Below are 19,843 nucleotides of genomic sequence, written 5' to 3' on the forward strand. Positions count from 1 at the left end.
CGCGGGTATCTTCGTCGAGACGCAGCATACCAACATTACGGGGACAGATGAAACTTGGATCAGAAATGATCCGTATCTTTTTGCGAGCCGTAACTCAGCCTGCACAAACGAGGATTTCGCATGTCATTCGACGCACCACCCCTTCGACCGCAACGCATCGCCGTGATCGGCGGCGGCGTTTCCGGTCTTGCCGCCGCATGGCTGCTTGCCCCGCAAAACGATGTCACCCTCTACGAAGCGGCGCCCCGGCTGGGTGGTCACGCGCGGACGGTGGTGGCCGGGCGAAACGGGGATCAGCCGGTCGACACGGGCTTCATCGTGTTCAACGAGGTGAACTATCCGCACTTCACGGACATGCTGAAGAAGCTCGACGTTCCGGTGGCGGATTCAAACATGAGCTTCGGCGCGACGGTCGACCGGGGCCGGGTGGAGTATTCGCTTCAAACGCTCAACACGATCTTCGGTCAGCGCCGCAATCTGGGGCGACCGGCCTTCGTCGGCATGATCCGGGATCTCATCCGGTTCAACAACGAGGCCGAGGAAGCCGCCGACAGCGATGACGTGACCATCTCGGAACTGGTCGAGACGCTTGGGCTGGGCGACTGGTTCGCGCGTTATTACCTGATGCCGATCTGCGGCGCGATCTGGTCGACGCCGACGATGGATGTCGGGGCCTTCCCGGCCAAAACGCTGGTCAACTTCTTCAAGAACCACTCGCTTCTGGGGTGGAAGCAGCACCAGTGGAAAACGATCGACGGCGGTTCGATCCAGTATGTGAACCGCCTGACGAACGATCTGCGTGTTCGCGGCGTGTCGCTCCGCCCCGGCACGCCGGTTCAATCCGTTCGGCGCGACCCGGGTCTGGTGACCGTTCGGGCGCAAGGCTCGTTGCCCAAGACGTTCGATCAGGTGATCTTCGCGACGCACTCCGACGATGCCCTCCGGCTGATCGAAAACCCCACCGCTTCGGAAGAGGCCGCGCTGGGCAATCTGAACTACCAAGACAACCGCGCGTTTCTTCATAGCGACAGCGGCCAGATGCCATTGCGCCGTCGCTGCTGGTCGTCGTGGACCTACAAGGCCGAAACGGCGGGCGAAGACACGCAGATCGGAGTGACGTACTGGATGAACCGGCTTCAGAACATTCCCGACAACGATCCGATGTTCATTTCGCTCAATCCGTCCTCCGACATCCGGCAGGAAGCGATCTATGACGAGGTGATGTTCCGCCATCCGGTGTTCGACCGTGCGGCGCTGCGCGCGCAGAAAGACCTTAAGGCGATCCAAGGCCACAACAACACGTGGTTCGCTGGGGCCTATACCCGTCACGGGTTCCACGAAGATGGGTTCGCTTCGGCGGTGGCCATCGCCGAGCGCATTCAGCCCGCACAGGAAGTCATAGCCGCATGAGCTTTGCGCCCCGGCATATGCGTGGCGAGACGATGCATGCCCGCAAGGATGCGATCCGGAACCGGTTTCGCTACGCGGTCGATTACCTTTTGATCGACCCGGACGACACACGTGACATCGCCCCGCTTTTTTCCCGCAACTCCGCCGGTCTTTTCTCGCTCCATGATCGGGACCACGGCGGTGTGCGCGGTGATGGCGAAGGTGTGTCTTGGGCGCAGAAGGTGTTGGGTAACGCGGGTCTCGACATGGCGGGGGTCAAGCTTCTGCTCCTGGCCCAGCCCCGTTTCGCGGGTTTCTGGTTCAACCCGGTCGCATTCTGGCTTGCGATGCGCGGTGAGGATCTTGTCGCCGTTATCGCCGAGGTGAACAACACGATGGGCGACCGCCACAGCTACCTGTGCGCCAACGAAGGGTTCGTGCCCATCGGGCGGAAGGACGTTCTGACGTCGAAAAAGGTGTTCCACGTCTCGCCGTTTCAGGAAATCTCGGGCGATTACCGTTTCCGCTTCGATGTGTCCGATGAACGGATCGACATCACCATCGACCTCGTAGACGGAAACAAGGGGTTGATCGCAACGCTCTCTGGACCGCTTGCGCCGTTGACCACCCGTTCCGTGATTACAATGGCGGTCCGGCGCCCGACCGGCGCCCTTCGTGTGATGGCGCTCATCCTGTGGCAGGCCGCGAAACTCAAGATCAAGGGCGCCAGGTTCCGCAAACGCACACCACCCCCGACACAGGAAGTGACCTGAACATGGCCAAAGACCTCCCGGCAAAACGCTACTGGATCGTCGGTGCAAGCGAGGGGCTCGGCCGCGCACTGGCCGAGGCGCTGGATGCGCGCGGTGCGTCCCTGATCCTATCGGCGCGAAGCGAAGATCGGCTGAAAGACCTTGCCTCTGGCCTGCGCGATGCGACCGTGGTTCCGATTGACGTCACAGACCCTGAATCAGTGTCTAACGCGGCCAAAAACGCGGGGGAATTCGACGGGTTCATCTATTCGGTCGGTGCCTACGAGCCGATGAAATCGACGGAATGGGACGGCGACGCCGCGCGGATGATGGTTGCGACCAACATCACCGGGTGCCTCAATGTGCTGGGTGAGGTCGTGCCGCGTTTCGTTGGGACAAACCGGGGTCACATCGCGCTGATCGGGTCGCTCTCGGGCTTTCGTGGTCTGCCCGGTGCCGTCGGTTATGGCCTGTCCAAAGCTGCGGTCATGCACACGGCTGAAAACCTTCGCATCGACCTGTCGAAAACCGACATTCTCGTTCAGCGGATGAACCCCGGCTTCATCAAGACGCGCCTGACGGAGAAGAACGAGTTCAACATGCCGCAACTGATGGAACCGGACGAGGCCGCCGCCCATGTGCTCAAGGCCATCGACAAGCGGGTGTTTTCCTACAGCTTCCCCAAACCGTTCTCGCTCATGTTCACGGTCGGGCAACACCTGCCGATTTCGTGGTTCCACGGACTGTTCAAAGGGATGGTCTGACCGCGTTCACACAAGCGGGACGGTCATCGCCTTGATGACGGGGGCCGTGTCCGGCCGCTTACCGCGCCACCATGCAAAGGCTTCGGCGGCCTGTTCGACCAGCATACCGACCCCGTCCGCGACCTGCGCACCGCGCGCTTCGGCCTTTGCGAGGAATGGAGTCAGCCCCTTTCCGTAGACCAGATCATAGGCCAGCCGCGCCCCTTCAAACACCGTGTCGGGCAGCGGCGGGGCTTTGCCCGTCAGGCTAAGGGTGGTCGAGTTCAGAACGATGTCAAAGAACCCCGACAGGTTCTCATAAGACACCGTGCGGACCGGCCCCCGGTCCCCCAGAAGCGCCTCGATCTCATGCCCTTTGGCGACCGTGCGGTTCGCAATGGTGATCTCGGCCCCCTGTGCAAGGAACGGGGCCACCGCCCCGCGCGTCGCACCACCTGCGCCCGCAAAAAGGACGCGAGCACCGGAAAGCGGGACGCCCAGATTTTGGGTGATATCGCGCACCAGACCCACACCGTCGGTATTGTCAGCTTCGATCCTGCCGTCCACGAAGCGCAGCGTATTGGCCGCCCCGCAGATCCGAGCGGCGTCTTTCGCGTGGTCGGCCAGACCGAAGGCTTCAAGCTTGAACGGCACGGTGACGTTGGTTCCGACCCCGCCTTCGTCGATGAACCGGCGCAATGCGGACTCGAACCCATCGACGGGTGCTTCGATCGCCTCATAGGTCAGATCTTCGCCGAACTGCCGGGCGAATTCGGTGTGGATGAAGGGGGATTTGGTGTGGCCAAGCGGGTGACCGAACACCGCGTAACGGTCGGTCATGCGAGGAGTGTCGCCATCCGCCGCACGGCAAATTCGTAGCCTTCGACACCACAGCCGACGATCACGCCCTGAGCGCGGGCCGAGATGTAGGAATGGTGCCGGAACGGCTCGCGCGCATGGATGTTCGAGATGTGAACCTCGATCACCGGCCCTTCGAAGGTGTTGAGCGCGTCGAGGATCGCGAGCGACGTGTGGGTGTAGGCTCCGGCGTTGATGACGATCCCCGCAGCCTCGTCACGGGCGCGATGTATCTGCTCGACAATCTCGCCTTCGTGGTTCGATTGAAGAAGCTCGGTCGAAAGGCCCAGATCGGCGGCGAGTTCGGCGCAGGCCTTTTCGACATCGGCCAAAGTGTCGGCGCCATAGATTTCCGGCTGGCGCTTGCCCAGCAGGTTGAGGTTCGGCCCGTTCAGAATGTGGATCGTCTTCGACATATGCTCCGCCCTTCAAGTTGGCGTCGCATAGCATGGGTTTTCGCAAAGGCCGAGACGAAACCGCCTGTTTTCCCGCCACCCGTGGCGAATTGGTCAGAACCAGCGGCCAATGGCGATCAGGTTCACATCGGGTGCCACGGTATCGTCGCCGATCAGGTCGAAGCTTTCGATGTCCACCGATGTGGCAGATTGCGCGGAAATCGTCGCCACAGCAGGGGTCGAGCCGAGGATCGAGGCGGTGACGCTGAAGCTTGCCGAGGCGAAAGGTTCGGGAAGGGTCCAAGTGGCGGCGGCACCGGACGCGGTCTGGAACCCCGATATCTGGCAGATCAGGGTGCCATCGGCCAGTTTCGTGAAGCTGCCGTTCGGGCCTGACCCGGTTTCGAAAACGGCGTCGCCGGGGCCTGCCGGGTTCGCGACCGTTCCCACCATGTTCGCGGTGGTCACAACGCCTTCTCCGGGGCCGACCTTCAACACCTCGTCCCAAGACGACCCGTCCCCGCTGACCTTGATCGAGAAGCTGTCGTTCCCGGCGATCCCCATCTCGGCGCGTCCCGACCAGTTCGTCTGGAACAAAAGCGACGCCGTATCCGACACGCCCGCCTTGTTGATCTTGAGCTGGTGGCCGGACCCTTCGTGGGTGAGAAGCGTCGCGGGGGACTGCACCGCAAGTCGGTTGGTGCCATCGGAGGTCGTGTTGATGCCGACGCCCGCCACGTTGTCCAGATCGACCGACGCGGTGGCGAGCGCCCAGTCCGAACCGTCGTGGATGTAGATGTCGGTTCCGCCTGCGACCGTGGCGATCCAGCCCGACTTGGGCGTCTGGAAATACCATGCCGCATCAAACCATGTCGCGACCTCGCCGTCGTGGCCGGCCCAGTCGCCCGAGGCGCTTGCGCCGATTGCGTGGGCTTCGCCGTTCGCGGGCGTTGACGGAGGGGTCGTCGTGCCGATGGAGGCCAAGGTCAGCTGAACGAGCGTGTCCAACAAGCGAAGTGCTTCGTTGTGGGTCACGTGTTTTTGGGCCTGCGCGGGTTGCAAAAAGGGCAGCGTGAGCCGTGGGGAAGCCTGGGTCATGTGGGGTCTCGCACTATGTCGGTCTTTCCGATTTCTACGAGATCGCGGTTTGCCGGGTGTGACATCGTCGGCTGCCCCGTTAACCCGTTGTTAACCAAAGACTCGTTCGACTTTTCACGCTTCGCGAACGGGCACGGACTAACCCATTGATCATGATAAACTATTTAGAATGATGTGGGTAACCCTACCTTGCGGAAATTAAAGACTATGTTAAAAGTCAACTTCTGAGGGCAGTGGAAAATTGGGTATGAGCGAGCAGAAAAATGAAAGACGAAAAGCTGCGCAAGACCTGGAAGCAGGACGCAGAGGGCGTTAAACACGACATCCTGATGGTCGCGATGGACGAATTCGCGGACCACGGGCTTGCCGGTGCCCGGATCGACGAAATCGCCGAAAAGACGAAAACGTCGAAACGTATGATCTACTACTACTTCGGTGACAAGGAAGGGCTGTATCTGGCCGCGCTCGAGTCCGCATATGCGCGTGTGCGCGGCGGTGAGGAAAACATCGAAATCGACGCGCTCGGCCCCGTCGAGGCGATGCAGGAGCTCGTCCGTTTCACCTTCGACCATCACAGATCGCAGCCGAACCTCGTCCGCATGGTGATGAATGAGAACGTCAACCATGCGGCCTATCTCAAGAAGTCGGACTTCATTCGCGATCTCAACCTGATGTCGCTCAGGCGTATCAGTCAGGTTCTTGAACGCGGTCAGGCCGAGGGCATCTTCCGCACCGATGTGGACGGACGGTTCCTGCATTGGCAGATTCAGGCACAGTGTTTTTACAACGTCGCGAACCGGCCGAGCTATTCGACGAAGTTCGGCGGCGAATTCTTCACGGACGAGGGCCAGAAGCGCGTGCGTGAACTGATCGTCGAGTCGGTCATCGCGTTTCTGAAAGGCTAGCGCGACCCACGAACAGAAAGCTGCGCCGTCCTGCGGGCGGCAAATCCGCTCCGCGCGTCCTGATACGATGCGCGGAGTGCCTCGTTCGGCGCTATGGTTCCGCTAATCGCCGGGGGCGTCAGAACGTCGGTCGCTTTCGCGCCGGTCGTCATCATCCCCAAGCGTGCAGCCCCGAATGCAGCCCCGAAATCCCCATCCGCGGGTCGTTTGATTTCGACGCCGAGGATGGTTGCGATCAGTTCAAGCCAGTATCGCGACCGTGAGCCGCCCCCGACGGCCAGTATCGACGACAGGCGAGTCCCGGCGGCTTCGAGCGCGTCGAGGTTTTCGGCGAGGGCGAAGGCGACCCCTTCAAGAACGGCATGGGTCATGGCCGCGCGATCCGTCGCGTGTGTCATCCCGTCGAAGCTGCCCACAAGGTGCGGGTCGTTATGCGGCGTGCGTTCGCCGGACAGGTAGGGCAGGAACCGCACCTGCCCCGGACCGCGAAGGTCCGCGCCAAGCGCATCGGTCAGCGCCTTCGCCGGACGCCCCGTGATTCCGGCGAACCAATCCAACGCCGAGGCCGCAGACAGGATCACCCCCATCTGGTGCCAAGTGTTTGGCAGGGCATGGCAGAACGTGTGAACCGCGCTCGCGGCATTCGGGCGGTATCCTTCGGTGGCGGCGAAGAGCACACCTGACGTTCCTAGCGACACGAACCCGTCGCCTTCCCCGATCACGCCGACACCGATGGCCGTCGCCGCGTTGTCACCGGCGCCGCCTGCCACGGGAAGACCGGGTTTCATGCTCCACCGCGCGGCGAGCGTTTCCCGCAACCCGCCCGACGGCTCGGTCCCTTCGACGAGTCGGGGCATATGCTCCCGCCGCAAACCGGTTGCGGCCAGTAAAGGTTCGGACCAGTCGCGTTTCTGCATATCGAGCCAAGCGGTACCTGCGGCGTCCGACATCTCACTCACCCGTTCTCCGGTCAGCCAAAAGCGCAAGTAATCCTTGGGCAAAAGCACGGTTGAGATGTTTGCGAATGCAGCGGGTTCATGGGTTTGGAGCCAAGCGAGCTTAGGGGCGGTGAAACCCGGGAATACCACGTTTCCGGTCAGCTCCCGAAACAGCGGATCGCTGTCCAGAGCGCCCGCTTCGGCATGACTCCGCGTGTCGTTCCACAGAACGGCGGGGCGGATCACGTCATCCGCCGCATCTAGCAACGTGGCCCCGTGCATCTGGCCGGACAATCCGATCCCCTGCACCTTCTCGAGTCCGCCATTCACGGCGAGGCTGTCGAGCACGGTCTCTGTCGCCCTGATCCAGTCTGCCGGGTCCTGCTCGGACCAAAGATCGGTCGGACGGGACACCGACAGGAGCGCGGTCGCTTGCGCGACGATGCGTTGATCGTCGTCCAGCACAACGGCTTTGACACCCGAGGTGCCCAGATCGATCCCAAGATACATGACTACTCCTGCAACCCGGCGATTTCGGCGCGATGCTTCTGCATCAGGTGATGGACTCGGCGGTCCCGCGCGACATAGGTCGCCATTGCGCGGTTCGGTTCTAGGGTTCTGATCGCAGGAGCCATCCGGTGACTGGCGTCATCCATGTCATCAGCCCAGCTTGCCGCGACAGCACCGGCCATTGCCGTGCCCAGAAGCACCGCATCGACCCCGACGGGCAGGATCAGTGTCTTGTCTGTCACATCCGCGAACAACTGCGCGATCAGATCGCTTTGCATGAGCCCCCCGGTCGCCGCAATCGCGCGCGCCTCCAACCCCGATGCGCCGAAGCGGTCGATCACATCACCGATGGAAATGGCGAGGGCGACGGCCGTTCGCCAATAGAGCGCGGCAAGGGCGGACAGGGACGAATCAAGCCGAAGACCGTGAACGACGCCACGCCAGCGGGGGTCACCCACCGGCCCACGACTTCCGACGAAGTCCGGTAGCACATGCAGGTCGGACGCGAAAACATGGCCCCGACGGACCAGACGTGTCTCTATTTCAGCAATAACGGCAGGGTGCCCGATCTTCGAGCCGCCGATCTCCGGCCAATGGATCAGCACGTGGTCGAGCAAAGCGCCCGCGTTCGTGATCCCGCCTTCGTGGCTCATTAGGCCCGCCGTGGGCACATCCCGGAACGGCCCCCAGAGGCCATCGAGTGACACGGCGTCCGGGCGAAGGGCAATGACGCTTGCCGAGGTTCCGGCGATCAATGTCAGAGCGTCCGGCACCTCTGCCGCGAGCGCCATGGACCGACAGCCCATCGCCCCCGCGTAGCCGTCGATCATGCCCACTGCGACCGGGATGCCAGAGGACAATCCCATGTCACTGGCCGCTTCAGGGGACAGGTTCCCCGCCACGCTTCCGACCGGCCGCACGGGCGTGGCCCAGCCGGAAGTCGCGCGCAGATCGTCAAGCCCGAGGCGGTCCAACAATACGTCATCCCATCCCTCCCGCGATGACCACGGCCATTTCGCCCCCAACGCCGAGACGGAACGGGAAACGGCGCCGGTCGCGCGGAATGCGAGCCAGTCCGGCAGATCGAGCGCCGTGGAGAAACGGGACCAGACATCCGGGCATGTCTCGCGAAGCCACATCAGCTTGGGCAGTTGCATTTCGGGCGACATCACGCCGCCTAAAAGGTCGACGGTTCGGCCACCGACACGGGTGCAGGCCTCGGCCTGCGACACGGCGCGTCGATCGAACCATGCGAAGGTGTCCGTGCCGTCATCGCCGAACGGCAAACCATCACCTTCCCGGTCCATGATTACGAGCGAGCAGGTGCCGTCGAACGCGACAGCCCCGACGTCGCGCGCATCGACTCCGGCGGCCGACCGCGCGAGGCGGACGGCGCGGCAGACCGCGGACCAGATCTGGGCCGAGTGATATGCGCCAAGACCGTCGGGTTCGACGGTCACATGAATCGGCGCGACTTCCCGCGCCGACATATGGCCGTGCGCGTCGAAAAACGCCGCTCGGGCCGAGCGGGTGCCAACATCGACGGCACAGACGAATTTCGCCATGTCCTCCCCCGGATCAGGCCGTGACTTCGATCAGCGACGGCAAGTCGCTCATATGTTCGATGATCGCATCCGGGCCAGCCGATGCAACGGCGGTTTTCAAGTCCGCCGGCTTGGCGTGGCTGCCACCGACGAAGCCGACGACGGACATGCCCGCCGCCTTGGCCGCACCGATACCTGCCGGGCTGTCTTCGATCACGAGGCAATCGCCCGGCAACACACCCATTTCCCGTGCGGCATGAAGGAACAGGTCCGGCGCCGGCTTGCCGTTGTCGACCATCGCGGCGCTGAACAGGTGGGGGTCGAACAGGTCGATCAGCCCGGTCAGGGTCAGCGAAAACCTGATGCGATCCGGCTGACTGGAAGATGCGACGCACCGTTCGATGTTCAATGCTTCAATCGCCGCACGGGCGCCCATAACAGGCTCTAATTCTGCCCGAAACCGCTCGAACACCCGACGACGCAACGCCTCCCTGTGTTCGCTCGTGAGTTCGAGCCCTTTCTCATCGCGTATCCAGTCCGCATTCGACGCGATGGACCGGCCCAGCAGATGCCGATACCCTTCGGCTTCGGTGACGTCGATCCCGGCCTCGTGCAAGACGTCAAGCATGACCGAGAGCGAGATCGGCTCACTGTCCACAAGAACGCCGTCGCAATCGAAAATTACAAGTCGCGGTTTTGCGTTCAAAGCCATCGGTCAAGTTGCAAGATAGTGTTCAAGCGTCGCGACGGTTCCGCGCGACCACAACATGTCGAGCCATTGCGCAAAGGCCGCAGAAAACCGTGGGTCCGATCCGACGGCGCCGTAAACCGCCTCCTGATCGAGCCACGCTTGCGGATTGTCCTTGGCGGCTTGAGCGACGCGAACCAGAGTGTCCCAGTTCGGATCGTTGGGTGCAATCGCCCGACCGGACTCGTCAATCGCCGCGCAATACCGACACCACAGGGCGGATTCCAGCGCCAGACCGGAAATCGAAGCCCCCTTGGCGATGGCGTCACGGATGACCGGGACGATGAACTTGGGTTGCCGGTTCGATCCGTCAAGGCACAGGCGCTGGATGGTGTCGCCGATCTTGGGGTTCGAAAACCGCTGTTCGATCAGGTCGAAATAGGCGTTGGTGTCGGTTTCCGGCACCGGCGGCACCATCGGGATGATCTCGGTCTCTTCCAGCTTTCGCAGGAACGCGCGGATCAGCGGGTGCTCCATCGCTTCGTGGACATAGTGAATGCCCATCAGGCCGCCGGGATAGGCAATCGTCGCATGGCCGCCGTTGAGAATGCGAAGCTTCATCAGCTCGAATGGCGACACATCGTCGACGAACTGGACCCCCACCTTCTCAAACGCAGGGCGACCGAGCGAGAAGTTGTCTTCGAGCACCCACTGGGTGAACCCCTCGCAAAAGACCGGCCAACCGTCCTCGACACCGAACTCACGTTCAAGGATCTCGCGCTCGCGGTCTGTGGTTGCCGGGGTGATCCTGTCGACCATGCCGTTCGGAAAGGCGACGTTCGACGCAATCCAATCGGCGAAGTCGGGATCGGAGAGCTTTGCGAGACCCACGAGCGCGTTTTTCGTCACCGTGCCGTTGTGGGGAATGTTGTCGCAGGACATGACGGTGAACGGCGGGTGTCCTGCACGGCTCCTCGCGCGCAGACCCGCCAGAATCATTCCGAACACGCTCTTGGGGCTTTCGGGGTTGGTCCCATCCGCCTGTATCGCGGGATGCGACGGGTCGAACTTGTCCGAAGAATCAAGGAAATATCCGCCCTCGGTGATCGTGAGCGACACGATCCGGATATCCGGCTGCGCCATCCGAGCGACAATCGCATCGGCATCGGCAGGTTCAATAAAATCGATCATCGAACCGAGGACGCGAGCCTCGGATCGGTCCGCTTCCTGCTCGACAAGCGTCGTCAGCCAGTCCTGCCTTTGCAGGACATCCTTCCCCTTGCGTTCGCCCTCGAACACACCAGCCCCGACAATGGCCCAATCGTGGCTCTCACCCGCCGCGAAAAGACGATCGAGATATTCGGCCTGGTGGGCGCGGTGGAAATTTCCGACGCCGAAATGCAGGATCCCCGCCGAAAGATTTTCGCGCGCATATGCCGGGCGACCCACGGACACAGGAAGCATATCAAGGTTCGTTAGAGACAGTTTTACAGCCATAGGCTCAGCTCATCCAGTTCCCGCCGTCGACGTTGTAGGTCTGAGCGACGATGTAGTTTGCCTCGTCCGTGGCGAGGAAGATCGCCATGCCGGTCAGATCGTCGGCTGTGCCCATTCGTCCGAATGGCACCGCCTCACCGACCTCGCGCTTCTTCTGGCCGAGGGGTTTGTTTTCGTGTTTCGCGAAAAAGGCATCCACGCCGTCCCAGTGCTCACCGTCGACCACGCCGGGCGCGATGGCGTTCACGTTGATCCCGTGCTCGATCAGGTTCAGCCCTGCGGATTGGGTCAGTGAAATGACCGCGGCCTTCGACGCGCAGTAGACACCGACCAGCGGTTCGCCGCGACGTCCGGCCTGCGACGCCATGTTGATGATTTTCCCACCCCGTCCGCGTTCGATCATGTGCTTCGCGACGGCCTGAAGCGTAAAGAGCGTCCCGGCCACATTGATCGACATGACACGGTCGAAATCCGCTCGGTCGATCTCGACGATGGGCGCAGCGGTGAAGATCGCGGCGTTGTTGATGAGGATGTCGATTTGCCCGAATTGCGCGATGGTTTCTGCCACGCCTGCGTCGATCGAGGCTTGATCGGTCACGTCCAACTCGACGGCGTGGGCCGCTGCACCGATCTCCGTCGCCGCCGCACGCGCGCGAATGATGTCGATATCGGCAATCGCCACCCGCGCGCCTTCGCGCACGAACGCATTGGCGAAGGCGAGGCCGATCCCGCGCGCCGATCCTGTTATCAGCGCCGTTTTGCCGTCGAGGCGTTTCATCCGATGCGCAGCCCCTGAGCGTCGAAGCGGTGGATCTTCGTGGCGTCGGGGGTCAGGAATACGGTGTCGCCATGCTTGACCCCGAACTCGCCGCCGACGCGCACGGTCATGGTGTCGGCGAGGCCCGTTTCAGTGACGTGCAGATAGGTGTCGGAACCCAGATGCTCGGAAACCGTCACCGTTCCCTTCCATTCGCCCGCGTCTTTCGATGCCGCCAGATGTTCCGGCCGGATACCGATGGTGTGCGCGTCGTGCTTGGCGGCCTCGGCGCCTTCGATCAAGTTCATCTTGGGCGAACCGATGAAGCCCGCCACGAAGATGTTGCGCGGCGCGTTGTACAGTTCCAGCGGGCTTCCGACCTGCTCGATCACGCCTTTCTGGAGCACGACGATCTTGTCGGCCATGGTCATGGCTTCGACCTGATCGTGCGTCACGTAGATCATGGTGGTCTTGAGCCGCTCGTGAAGCTCGGAGATCTCCAGCCGCATCCCCACGCGGAGCGCCGCGTCGAGGTTCGACAGCGGTTCGTCGAACAGGAACGCCGCCGGTTCGCGCACGATGGCGCGGCCAATGGCGACACGCTGACGCTGACCGCCGGACAGTTGCCCGGGGCGCCGATCGAGGTAGTCGGTCAGGTTCAGAACCCGCGCCGCATCCTCGATCTTGCGGTTCTGTTCGGCTTCGGGGATGCCTGCCATCTTCATCGGAAAGGCGATGTTCTTGCGCACCGACATATGCGGGTAAAGCGCGTAGGACTGGAACACCATCGCAAGGCCGCGCTTGGCGGGCGGAAGGTGCGTGGCGGGCTGTTTGTCGATGCGAATTTCGCCCGACGACACATCCTCAAGCCCCGCAATGAGCCGGAGTAGGGTCGATTTCCCGCAGCCCGACGGGCCGACGAACACGACGAACTCACCGTCGTCGATGGTCAGGTCCAAGGGCGGGATCACCTCAACCTCGCCGAAGGCCTTGGTCACTTTATCAAGCGTAATGCGTCCCATGGTCTTTTCCTTATTTCACCGCGCCGAAGGTCAGACCCCGGACGAGTTGTTTCTGGCTGAACCAGCCCATGATGAGGATCGGCGCGATGGCCATGATCGAGGCCGCCGAGAGTTTCGCGTAGAACAGCCCCTCGGGGGACGAATAGCTGGCGATGAACGCGGTCAGCGGGGCGGCCTTGGCGGCGGTCAGCGTGAGCGTCCAGAACGCTTCGTTCCAGGCGAGGATGATGTTCAGAAGCAGGGTCGATGCGATGCCGGGAACGGCCATCGGCAGGAGGACATAGATCACCTCTTCGCGCAGCGAAGCGCCGTCCATCCGCGCGGCTTCCAGGATCTCGCCCGGAATTTCGCGGAAGTAGGTGTAGAGCATCCAGATGATGATCGGCAGGTTTATCATCATGAGGATGAAGACCAGCGCGATGCGCGTATCCAGCAGCCCGAGGTTCTGACAGATCAGGTAGATCGGGAGCAGAACGCCGACCGGCGGCAGCATCTTGGTGGACAGCATCCACATCAGCACGTCCTTGGTCCGCTTGCCGGGCACGAAGGCCATCGCCCAGGCGCTGGGCACGGCGATTATGAGACCCAGAACGGTGGAGCCGACCGAGATCACGACCGAGTTCCAGAAGTGGCGGAAGTAGTTCGACCGCTCCTGCACGGTGGCGTAGCTCTCGAACGTCCATGTCGAGGTGATGACCTCGAGCGGCGATTTGATCGCGTCGCCTTCCGAATGGAAGGACAGGATGAAGATCCACAGGATCGGGAAGAAGATCAGAAGCCCGACGATCCATGCGATCAGGGTGTTGATCGCCTTGCGTTGTGTGGTGACTGCGCGTGCCATGTGTCCCCCCTCAGGCGTCGAGGTTCTTGCCGATCATCCGCATGAGGAAGATCGCGACGATGTTGGCGAGGATGATGGCGATGACGCCACCGGCGGAGCCTGCACCCACGTCGAAGCTCAAAAGGCTTTCCTTGTAGATGAGGAAGGTCAGGTTGGTCGACGCGTTGCCCGGCCCGCCGTTCGTCGTGACGAAGATCTCGGCGAAGATCGACAGCAGGAAGATCGTCTGGATCAGCACGACGACGGTGATCGCGCGGGCGAGGTGGGGCAGGGTGATGTAGAAGAACCGGCTGAACGGTCCGGCCCCGTCCATCTCGGCGGCCTCCAGCTGCTCGCTGTCGAGCGACTGGATCGCGGTCAGAAGGATCAGTGTCGCGAAAGGCAGCCACTGCCAGCTCACGATTCCGATGATCGAGGCGAGCGGGGCTTGGCTGAGAAAATCGAAAGGCTCTAACCCTAGCCCTTTCGCCAGATATCCGAACAACCCGTTAACGGGGTTCATGAACATGTTCTTCCAGACCAGTGCCGACACCGTGGGCATAACGAAGAAGGGCGCGATGACCAGAATACGGACGATCCCCTGGCCCCACATCTCGAGATTGAGCAGTAGGGCGAGAAGCACGCCCCCGATCACGGTGATGAGCAGGACACCCCCGACCAACAGCAGCGTGTTGATGAGTGCGGTGGTAAAGGCGGGGTTGGTGATGAAGAACTCATAGTTCTCCCACCCGACGAAGGGCCGCGCCCCCGGCATCAGAAGATTGTAGCGCAGAAGCGAGAAATAGATCGTCAGGCCCAGCGGGATGAGCATCCAGCCCAAAAGCAGGATGACGGATGGCGAAATCATCGCCCGGGCCGCGGTTCTGGATGCTTTGGTGGCCATGTTCTGCCCTCGCCCATTGGAACAGTTCCGAAGGAATGACCCCGATGGGCCATCGCCACGACACTGTCGCATATGCGTCGGGGCCGGCCCGAAGGCCGACCCCAGTCGGGAGGATTACTCGATGTAGCCCGCGCGCTTCATCTCACGCTCGGTCAGCGCCTGAGCCTGTGCCAGCGCGTCTTCCGCCGACATCTGGCCCGCCAGTGCGGCCGAGAAGGTCTGGCCGACGGCGGTGCCGATCGACTGGAACTCCGGGATCGCGACGAACTGAACGCCGGTGTAGGGCACTTCGTCCACGGTAGGTGCGGTGGGGTCCGCCGCGTTGATCGATTCCAGCGTCATTTGCGCGAACGGAACTTCCTGATACTCGGGGTTCTCGTAAAGCGAGGTGCGCGTGCCCGGCGGGACGTTGGCCCAGCCTTCGTTCTCGGCGACCAGCGCGGTGTAGTCCTTGGACGTCGCCCAAGCGATGAACTGCTTGGCCGCATCCGGGTTGTCGGACCCGGCGGGAACGGCAAGCGACCATGCCCATAGCCAGTTGCCACGCTTGCCCAGCCCGTTGTCGGGGGCCAGCGCGAAGCCGACCTTGTCGGCGACGGTGGAATCGTTCGGGTTGGTCACGAACGAGGCGGCGACGGTGGCGTCGATCCACATGCCGCACTTGCCCTGCTGGAACAGCGCGAGGTTTTCATTGAACCCGTTGCCGGACGCGCCCGGCGGGCCGTAGCTGTTCATGAGGTCAAGATAGTCGTTCAGCGTGTTCGCCCATGCTTCGCTATCGAACTGGGGGTTCCAGTCCATGTCGAACCAGCGCGCGCCGTAGGAGTTGGACATGGCGGTGAGGAACGCCATGTTCTCGCCCCAGCCCGCCTTGCCGCGCAGGCAGATGCCGTAGACTTCGTTGTCCTTGTCGGTCATCGCCGCCGCGGCTTCCTTGATGAAGTCCCAGGTCGGCGCGTCAGGCATTTCCAGCCCGGCGGCCTCCATCAGGTCGGTGCGGTACATCACCATCGAGGATTCACCGTAGAACGGTGCGGCATAAAGCTCGCCATCGACGGTCAGGCCGCCGCGGATCGCGGGCAGAATATCATCGACGTCATACTCGGCGGGAAGATCGTTCAGCGACACGAGCCAATCCTGAGCCCCCCAGATCGGAACTTCGTAGGTGCCGATGGTCATGACGTCGAACTGGCCGCCGTTGGTGGCGATGTCCTGCGTGACGCGCTGACGCAGCACGTTCTCTTCCAGCGTGACCCATTCCAGGGCGATGCCGGTCTCTTCCGTGAACGCGTCGGCCAGACCCTGCATGCGGATCATGTCGCCGTTGTTCACGGTCGCGATGGTGAGTGTGGTGTCCTGTGCGCTGGCGGCGAAACCGGCAGCCGTAAGTGCGGTCGCGCCCAAAAGCGCGCGGATCATGGTCGTCATGATATCCTCCCAAAATTGAAATGAGCAATTGCTACGCTCGTTGGCAATTATTCATTCAGGCGCGACTCACGTCAACGCACATTCCGCTCTGCACCGCAGAGACAGCAGTCAACACCCTGTAAATGCAGTTGAAAAAGGTCTACGGCGATTGTGTTAGCGCAATCGCAGTTTCCTCGTCCGTAATCAGACCGTTCACCAATCGGCCCCGGAGCGCACCGCGAATCGCGGCGAGTTTGTCGGGCCCGTGCGCACTCGCGATGGTCGGGCGGGGCGGCGACGGCTCCATGACCGCAGAACTGACGCGATCGTTGATCCGGTCAACGATGAGCGTGCCGTTTTCGTCGAAAACCCAGCCGATCACCTCGCCCACGGCACCCTTCTCGACAAGACGCGATTGATCTTCGGCCGAGATGAAGCCGTCCATGAGCAAGGGGGAGGGGTCGGTCATCGGGCCCACCCCGACAAAGCGAACATCGGTCCGCGCCGCGAGATCCCGTGCGGTCTGCACCGTCTTCTGGCCCAACAGCGTCTCGCGCTCATCCGTCGAGGCCGAGATGACGGGCATCGGCATCGGAAAGGTCGAGGCGCTGACCTTGTCGGTGATGGTGAATAGCACGTTGTAATGCGCCGTCGATCCATCCGGCGCGATGTTGCCCGTCAACGACACGATCCGATGTTGCGCGCAGTCGATATGCGGCAGGTGCTCGATCGCTCCGCGCAATGTGCGGCCTGTGCCGAGACCGATCACCATCGGCGTGTCGCGCATCAACCAGCTTTCGATCATGTCACCCGTGGCGACGGCGACGGCGACACCGCTTTCCGAGGGCGTCGTGAGCGATGGAACCACCTCGCAGGCCTCCAGACCGAAGGTCGCCTGCAAGTCCTGCGCCAGACCCATGCATCGCGCGATGGGGTGGTCGATGCGGACCTTGATAAGCCCGGCGGCATGGGCTTGCGACAGCAGACGCTGGGCAGATTGACGGGAAATTCCCATGATCTGCGCGATCTCGTCCTGCTTCTTGCCGGCGATATAGGACAACCAAGCAGCGCGTGCCGCGTCGTCCAGTTTTCGGTCCATCGAGTTCATAGGTTAGTCCCGTAACGCTACCGCAATGGTCGCGGCAATCGCGGCCTTTGACAAGGCGTGCCACCCGTCCAAGGTCCGATCCGATTGACAGACAGGCCCGGACCCGCCTTTGTGAGCGGCATGTTCCAGCGCCTTTCGTCTTTCATTCTGGTCATGTTTTTTCCGGCGATTGCCGTCGCGCAGGAAGCGGACGAAACCTTTCGCGATTGGTCCGTCGCCCGGAATTCGGCGGGATGTATCGCGGTCATCAGCGTTGGGCTACGGGAAGCGGACTCAGGCCTTTTGACCCTCGCGCTCCTGCCCGGTCCGAACGACGACACGCCGTCCATCATGACGGTGCGCGTGCCTTTGGGTGCCGCCTTGAACCAGCCGCTGACCTATACCTATCCCCGCGGGGATGAAGCCGTGGGTCTGGAATGGCAAAGCTGTAGCGACCGGACTTGCCTCGCCTCTGGGCCCGTCAGCGAGCCCGAACTTGACAAACTGAAGCGTGCAAACAGGATTTTCTTTGGCTTTCAACCGCTTCCGGGCGCGCGCCCCCTGATCGTTCCGGTGTCGTTGCTCGGCGTGACTCGTGCCTGGGACGCCGCTCAGGCCTGCGAACAAGCGAACTGAGCGCGGATGGCGTCGAGCACGACACGGGGCGATTGATAGAACAAAAGCTGTCCGGCCTCGTCCAGCACGGTCAGCTCGGCGCGACGGCCCAAGGATCGTGAAAATTCGCGCACCGAGTCGACGGTCACGACGCTGTCGTGCGCGCCGTGGATCAGGTGAACGGGCGCGTCCGAACCGGCTGTCAGGTGGGACCAGTCGCGCACGACCTGATGGCTGTCGATCTCGAAGGCGCGATGCCCCTGTCGAACGGTGAACTGGTAGCCGTCGAGGATAAGGCGTCTGATCTCAGGGTCTTGCGTGACCTTGAAGTCGACCGGCGCGTTTTCGTAGAGCGACGTGAGGAACCGTTTGTCTCCGCCACTCTTGAGTTGATGGATTCCGGCGCGCAGCACATATGGCAGCATGTTCGGTGCATGAAGCGCAGTAAAAGCGACCAGCCGTTGCCGCCGGGTCATCGCGCTGATCTGTTTGCGGGATGTGATGGGCACACCACCCGACACGCAGACGATCCCCCGCGGCTCGCACACCTGCGACGCCGCGAAGGCATAGACCGACCCGGCCATGTGGCCGACGACCACGGGCTGTGTCACGCCAAGCTGCCCGCAGACCTGTTTCAGATCCCGCGCAAAGCGTTGGGGCGCTTCGGAAAAAGGCCCGGGGTCGGGGTCGGATTGGCCGAAGCTGGGCCTGTGGGGGCAGATGAACCGAAGATTGTATTCGGCAAGCAACTCCTGCGCGCTGCGGGTAAAGGCGGTGCCGTCCAGCATTCCGTGCAGGAAAATGACCGGATCTCCGCTCTCGGGCCCATGGAACTCAAGGTCCATGCGCCGATCTCCGATCCGCGCCGTCGCGATGCGCCCTTCCGGCCCCAGCGTTTCCTCGCGCTTCAGATCGTGCCGCTCGGCCAAACGCCGGATGTTGTTCAAAAGCGCGGTCAGCTCGCCCTGCGCATTCGTGCCGGTCTTGGACATGATCTTTTTGACCTGCGTGCGCACAGTGGCGACCGAAGCGCCGCGCCGCTCCGCGATCGTTGCGGGCGGCAGACCCTCGGCCACCAGCCCGGCCACTTCGCATTCCGAAGCCGACAGGCCGTAGCTATCGGTCAACATTTGCGAGGCCAGCGGCGGCCACACCGGCTCCAGCCCGGCCACGAGGATGACATCCGTGCTCCCCGCATAACGGAAACGCTCGGCCCTGAGGTGGATCGGCTTTCCGCCATTCGGGGCCTGTAGCTGCAACAGCAAAGGGGCCCGTATCTCGGAAAGGTCGCTCGACAGATCCGCGACCAGCGCCTTGAGCGCAGCGGCCTGATGCGGGGGCAAAGGCAGCCGATCCACGGCGTCACGGCGCTGCAATCCTAGCGCGTCGGCCGAGGCGCCATTGCGCCAGACCACCTGACCCGACGCGTCGATCAGGAACTGCGGTGCGCCGATCTGGGACACCAGTTGACCGGGCGCCGGGGCCGTCTGCGGCGCGCGTTCGATTAGCTGCGAAGCGATCTCGAAATGCTTTTCGAATTCAGGTGCTTGAAAGGTCGGATCGGAATCTTTCAACGCCTCGAGCGCGGCCAGACGTTGCGAGACGTATCCATCCCATTCGAGCATGAACGCGTCATAAGATCCGGGCTCCAACGCGGCCCGGTAAATCGATTCGATCAAGCTGTCCGGAGTCGAAAAGGGGCCCGGGTCACTCATATTCACCGCCAAAAAATACCGGAACAGCATACACCAATTGCGGTATACGCCAACGAATTTGAGAACTGAGACGGCAATTCCCACACTTCTGGACGCCGTAGGGCACGGTTATCGTTGACCAAAGGTTAGTGAACGCCCGACCCTGAGCCGGTAGATTGCAATTACATTTTGAAGAGGCGCACTTTGCGCAGCGGGGGAC

The 19,843-nt window shown here is 62.3% G+C and carries 19 protein-coding genes; 5 read left to right on the forward strand and 14 right to left on the reverse strand.

All coding sequences use genetic code 11. The features are described 5' to 3' along the window. Positions 1 to 120: 120 nt before the first annotated feature. Genes RB2654_RS13875 through RB2654_RS13885 form a run of 3 tightly spaced genes read left to right on the forward strand, consistent with a single transcriptional unit; the run spans position 121 to position 2,905 of the window. Positions 121 to 1,410 carry an NAD(P)/FAD-dependent oxidoreductase gene (locus RB2654_RS13875; protein ID WP_008332567.1) on the forward strand — a complete coding sequence of 430 codons (1,290 nt, stop codon included), beginning with the start codon at positions 121 to 123 and terminating at the stop codon, positions 1,408 to 1,410. After that, the gene (locus RB2654_RS13880; protein WP_040884887.1) at positions 1,407 to 2,162 is read left to right on the forward strand and encodes a DUF1365 domain-containing protein; all 756 of its coding nucleotides are present in this window, start codon (positions 1,407 to 1,409) and stop codon (positions 2,160 to 2,162) included. Before RB2654_RS13875 ends, RB2654_RS13880 begins: the two co-directional genes overlap by 4 nt. 2 nt (positions 2,163 to 2,164) lie before the next feature. Next, a complete protein-coding gene (locus RB2654_RS13885) occupies positions 2,165 to 2,905 on the forward strand; it encodes an SDR family NAD(P)-dependent oxidoreductase (protein ID WP_008332573.1) in 741 nt (246 codons plus the stop codon). Positions 2,906 to 2,911: 6 nt separating this feature from the next. On the opposite strand, the gene aroE is transcribed toward RB2654_RS13885, so the two are convergent. The 3 genes from aroE to RB2654_RS13900 form a co-directional block, all read right to left on the reverse strand. Next, positions 2,912 to 3,724, reverse strand: coding sequence for a shikimate dehydrogenase (aroE, locus tag RB2654_RS13890; RefSeq protein WP_008332576.1), 813 nt, complete (start codon positions 3,722 to 3,724; stop codon positions 2,912 to 2,914). Continuing rightward, positions 3,721 to 4,158, reverse strand: coding sequence for a type II 3-dehydroquinate dehydratase (aroQ, locus tag RB2654_RS13895; protein WP_008332577.1), 438 nt, complete (start codon positions 4,156 to 4,158; stop codon positions 3,721 to 3,723). Before aroQ ends, aroE begins: the two co-directional genes overlap by 4 nt. 93 nt (positions 4,159 to 4,251) lie before the next feature. Further along, positions 4,252 to 5,172: a DUF2793 domain-containing protein gene (locus RB2654_RS13900; RefSeq protein WP_008332579.1), complete on the reverse strand. Its 921-nt coding sequence runs from the start codon at positions 5,170 to 5,172 to the stop codon at positions 4,252 to 4,254. A 326-nt stretch (positions 5,173 to 5,498) separates the two neighbouring features. Between RB2654_RS13900 and RB2654_RS13905 the strand changes: the two genes are divergently transcribed. Further along, positions 5,499 to 6,140 (forward strand): TetR/AcrR family transcriptional regulator, encoded by a 642-nt coding sequence (locus RB2654_RS13905; RefSeq protein WP_008332581.1) that lies wholly within the window; start codon positions 5,499 to 5,501, stop codon positions 6,138 to 6,140. Here RB2654_RS13905 and xylB read toward each other — a convergent pair. The 10 genes from xylB to RB2654_RS13955 form a co-directional block, all read right to left on the reverse strand. Further along, positions 6,137 to 7,588 (reverse strand): xylulokinase, encoded by a 1,452-nt coding sequence (xylB, locus tag RB2654_RS13910; RefSeq protein ID WP_008332587.1) that lies wholly within the window; start codon positions 7,586 to 7,588, stop codon positions 6,137 to 6,139. The two genes, RB2654_RS13905 and xylB, sit on opposite strands and share 4 nt — an antisense overlap. Positions 7,589 to 7,590: 2 nt before the next feature. Further along, complete coding sequence (locus tag RB2654_RS13915; RefSeq protein WP_008332588.1) at positions 7,591 to 9,153, reverse strand: FGGY-family carbohydrate kinase; 1,563 nt, start codon at positions 9,151 to 9,153, stop codon at positions 7,591 to 7,593. Between the two features lie 13 nt (positions 9,154 to 9,166). After that, the gene (locus RB2654_RS13920; RefSeq protein WP_040884891.1) at positions 9,167 to 9,844 is read right to left on the reverse strand and encodes an HAD family hydrolase; all 678 of its coding nucleotides are present in this window, start codon (positions 9,842 to 9,844) and stop codon (positions 9,167 to 9,169) included. Positions 9,845 to 9,847: 3 nt separating this feature from the next. Beyond that, the gene (locus RB2654_RS13925; RefSeq protein ID WP_008332593.1) at positions 9,848 to 11,284 is read right to left on the reverse strand and encodes a mannitol dehydrogenase family protein; all 1,437 of its coding nucleotides are present in this window, start codon (positions 11,282 to 11,284) and stop codon (positions 9,848 to 9,850) included. Between the two features lie 37 nt (positions 11,285 to 11,321). Continuing rightward, positions 11,322 to 12,095: an L-iditol 2-dehydrogenase gene (locus tag RB2654_RS13930; protein ID WP_008332595.1), complete on the reverse strand. Its 774-nt coding sequence runs from the start codon at positions 12,093 to 12,095 to the stop codon at positions 11,322 to 11,324. Next, a complete protein-coding gene (locus RB2654_RS13935; protein ID WP_008332597.1) occupies positions 12,092 to 13,096 on the reverse strand; it encodes an ABC transporter ATP-binding protein in 1,005 nt (334 codons plus the stop codon). Before RB2654_RS13935 ends, RB2654_RS13930 begins: the two co-directional genes overlap by 4 nt. A gap of 10 nt (positions 13,097 to 13,106) precedes the next feature. After that, entirely contained in the window at positions 13,107 to 13,937 is an 831-nt protein-coding gene (locus RB2654_RS13940) for a carbohydrate ABC transporter permease (protein WP_008332599.1), read from the reverse strand. A gap of 10 nt (positions 13,938 to 13,947) precedes the next feature. After that, a complete protein-coding gene (locus RB2654_RS13945; protein WP_008332601.1) occupies positions 13,948 to 14,820 on the reverse strand; it encodes a carbohydrate ABC transporter permease in 873 nt (290 codons plus the stop codon). Between the two features lie 114 nt (positions 14,821 to 14,934). Beyond that, positions 14,935 to 16,248 (reverse strand): ABC transporter substrate-binding protein, encoded by a 1,314-nt coding sequence (locus RB2654_RS13950; protein ID WP_008332607.1) that lies wholly within the window; start codon positions 16,246 to 16,248, stop codon positions 14,935 to 14,937. Between the two features lie 139 nt (positions 16,249 to 16,387). Next, the gene (locus RB2654_RS13955; RefSeq protein ID WP_246146542.1) at positions 16,388 to 17,326 is read right to left on the reverse strand and encodes a sugar-binding transcriptional regulator; all 939 of its coding nucleotides are present in this window, start codon (positions 17,324 to 17,326) and stop codon (positions 16,388 to 16,390) included. A 129-nt stretch (positions 17,327 to 17,455) separates the two neighbouring features. Between RB2654_RS13955 and RB2654_RS13960 the strand changes: the two genes are divergently transcribed. After that, positions 17,456 to 17,950: an invasion associated locus B family protein gene (locus tag RB2654_RS13960; protein WP_008332617.1), complete on the forward strand. Its 495-nt coding sequence runs from the start codon at positions 17,456 to 17,458 to the stop codon at positions 17,948 to 17,950. Here RB2654_RS13960 and RB2654_RS13965 read toward each other — a convergent pair. Beyond that, complete coding sequence (locus tag RB2654_RS13965; protein WP_161600693.1) at positions 17,926 to 19,608, reverse strand: bifunctional helix-turn-helix transcriptional regulator/alpha/beta hydrolase; 1,683 nt, start codon at positions 19,606 to 19,608, stop codon at positions 17,926 to 17,928. The two genes, RB2654_RS13960 and RB2654_RS13965, sit on opposite strands and share 25 nt — an antisense overlap. Positions 19,609 to 19,843: the final 235 nt, after the last annotated feature.

Origin of the sequence: Maritimibacter alkaliphilus HTCC2654 (genome assembly GCF_000152805.1) — a bacterium.
GTDB lineage: Bacteria > Pseudomonadota > Alphaproteobacteria > Rhodobacterales > Rhodobacteraceae > Maritimibacter > Maritimibacter alkaliphilus.

Bases quoted from the DNA above. Each gene is read 5' to 3' on its own strand.
- RB2654_RS13875 (WP_008332567.1), top strand. From the start codon at position 121: ATGTCATTCGACGCACCACCCCTTCGACCGCAACGCATCGCCGTGATC.
- RB2654_RS13880 (WP_040884887.1), top strand. From the start codon at position 1,407: ATGAGCTTTGCGCCCCGGCATATGCGTGGCGAGACGATGCATGCCCGC.
- RB2654_RS13885 (WP_008332573.1), top strand. From the start codon at position 2,165: ATGGCCAAAGACCTCCCGGCAAAACGCTACTGGATCGTCGGTGCAAGC.
- aroE (WP_008332576.1), bottom strand. From the start codon at position 3,724: ATGACCGACCGTTACGCGGTGTTCGGTCACCCGCTTGGCCACACCAAA.
- aroQ (WP_008332577.1), bottom strand. From the start codon at position 4,158: ATGTCGAAGACGATCCACATTCTGAACGGGCCGAACCTCAACCTGCTG.
- RB2654_RS13905 (WP_008332581.1), top strand. From the start codon at position 5,499: ATGAAAGACGAAAAGCTGCGCAAGACCTGGAAGCAGGACGCAGAGGGC.
- xylB (WP_008332587.1), bottom strand. From the start codon at position 7,588: ATGTATCTTGGGATCGATCTGGGCACCTCGGGTGTCAAAGCCGTTGTG.
- RB2654_RS13915 (WP_008332588.1), bottom strand. From the start codon at position 9,153: ATGGCGAAATTCGTCTGTGCCGTCGATGTTGGCACCCGCTCGGCCCGA.
- RB2654_RS13920 (WP_040884891.1), bottom strand. From the start codon at position 9,844: ATGGCTTTGAACGCAAAACCGCGACTTGTAATTTTCGATTGCGACGGC.
- RB2654_RS13925 (WP_008332593.1), bottom strand. From the start codon at position 11,284: ATGCTTCCTGTGTCCGTGGGTCGCCCGGCATATGCGCGCGAAAATCTT.
- RB2654_RS13930 (WP_008332595.1), bottom strand. From the start codon at position 12,095: ATGAAACGCCTCGACGGCAAAACGGCGCTGATAACAGGATCGGCGCGC.
- RB2654_RS13935 (WP_008332597.1), bottom strand. From the start codon at position 13,096: ATGGGACGCATTACGCTTGATAAAGTGACCAAGGCCTTCGGCGAGGTT.
- RB2654_RS13940 (WP_008332599.1), bottom strand. From the start codon at position 13,937: ATGGCACGCGCAGTCACCACACAACGCAAGGCGATCAACACCCTGATC.
- RB2654_RS13945 (WP_008332601.1), bottom strand. From the start codon at position 14,820: ATGGCCACCAAAGCATCCAGAACCGCGGCCCGGGCGATGATTTCGCCA.
- RB2654_RS13950 (WP_008332607.1), bottom strand. From the start codon at position 16,248: ATGACGACCATGATCCGCGCGCTTTTGGGCGCGACCGCACTTACGGCT.
- RB2654_RS13955 (WP_246146542.1), bottom strand. From the start codon at position 17,326: ATGGACCGAAAACTGGACGACGCGGCACGCGCTGCTTGGTTGTCCTAT.
- RB2654_RS13960 (WP_008332617.1), top strand. From the start codon at position 17,456: ATGTTCCAGCGCCTTTCGTCTTTCATTCTGGTCATGTTTTTTCCGGCG.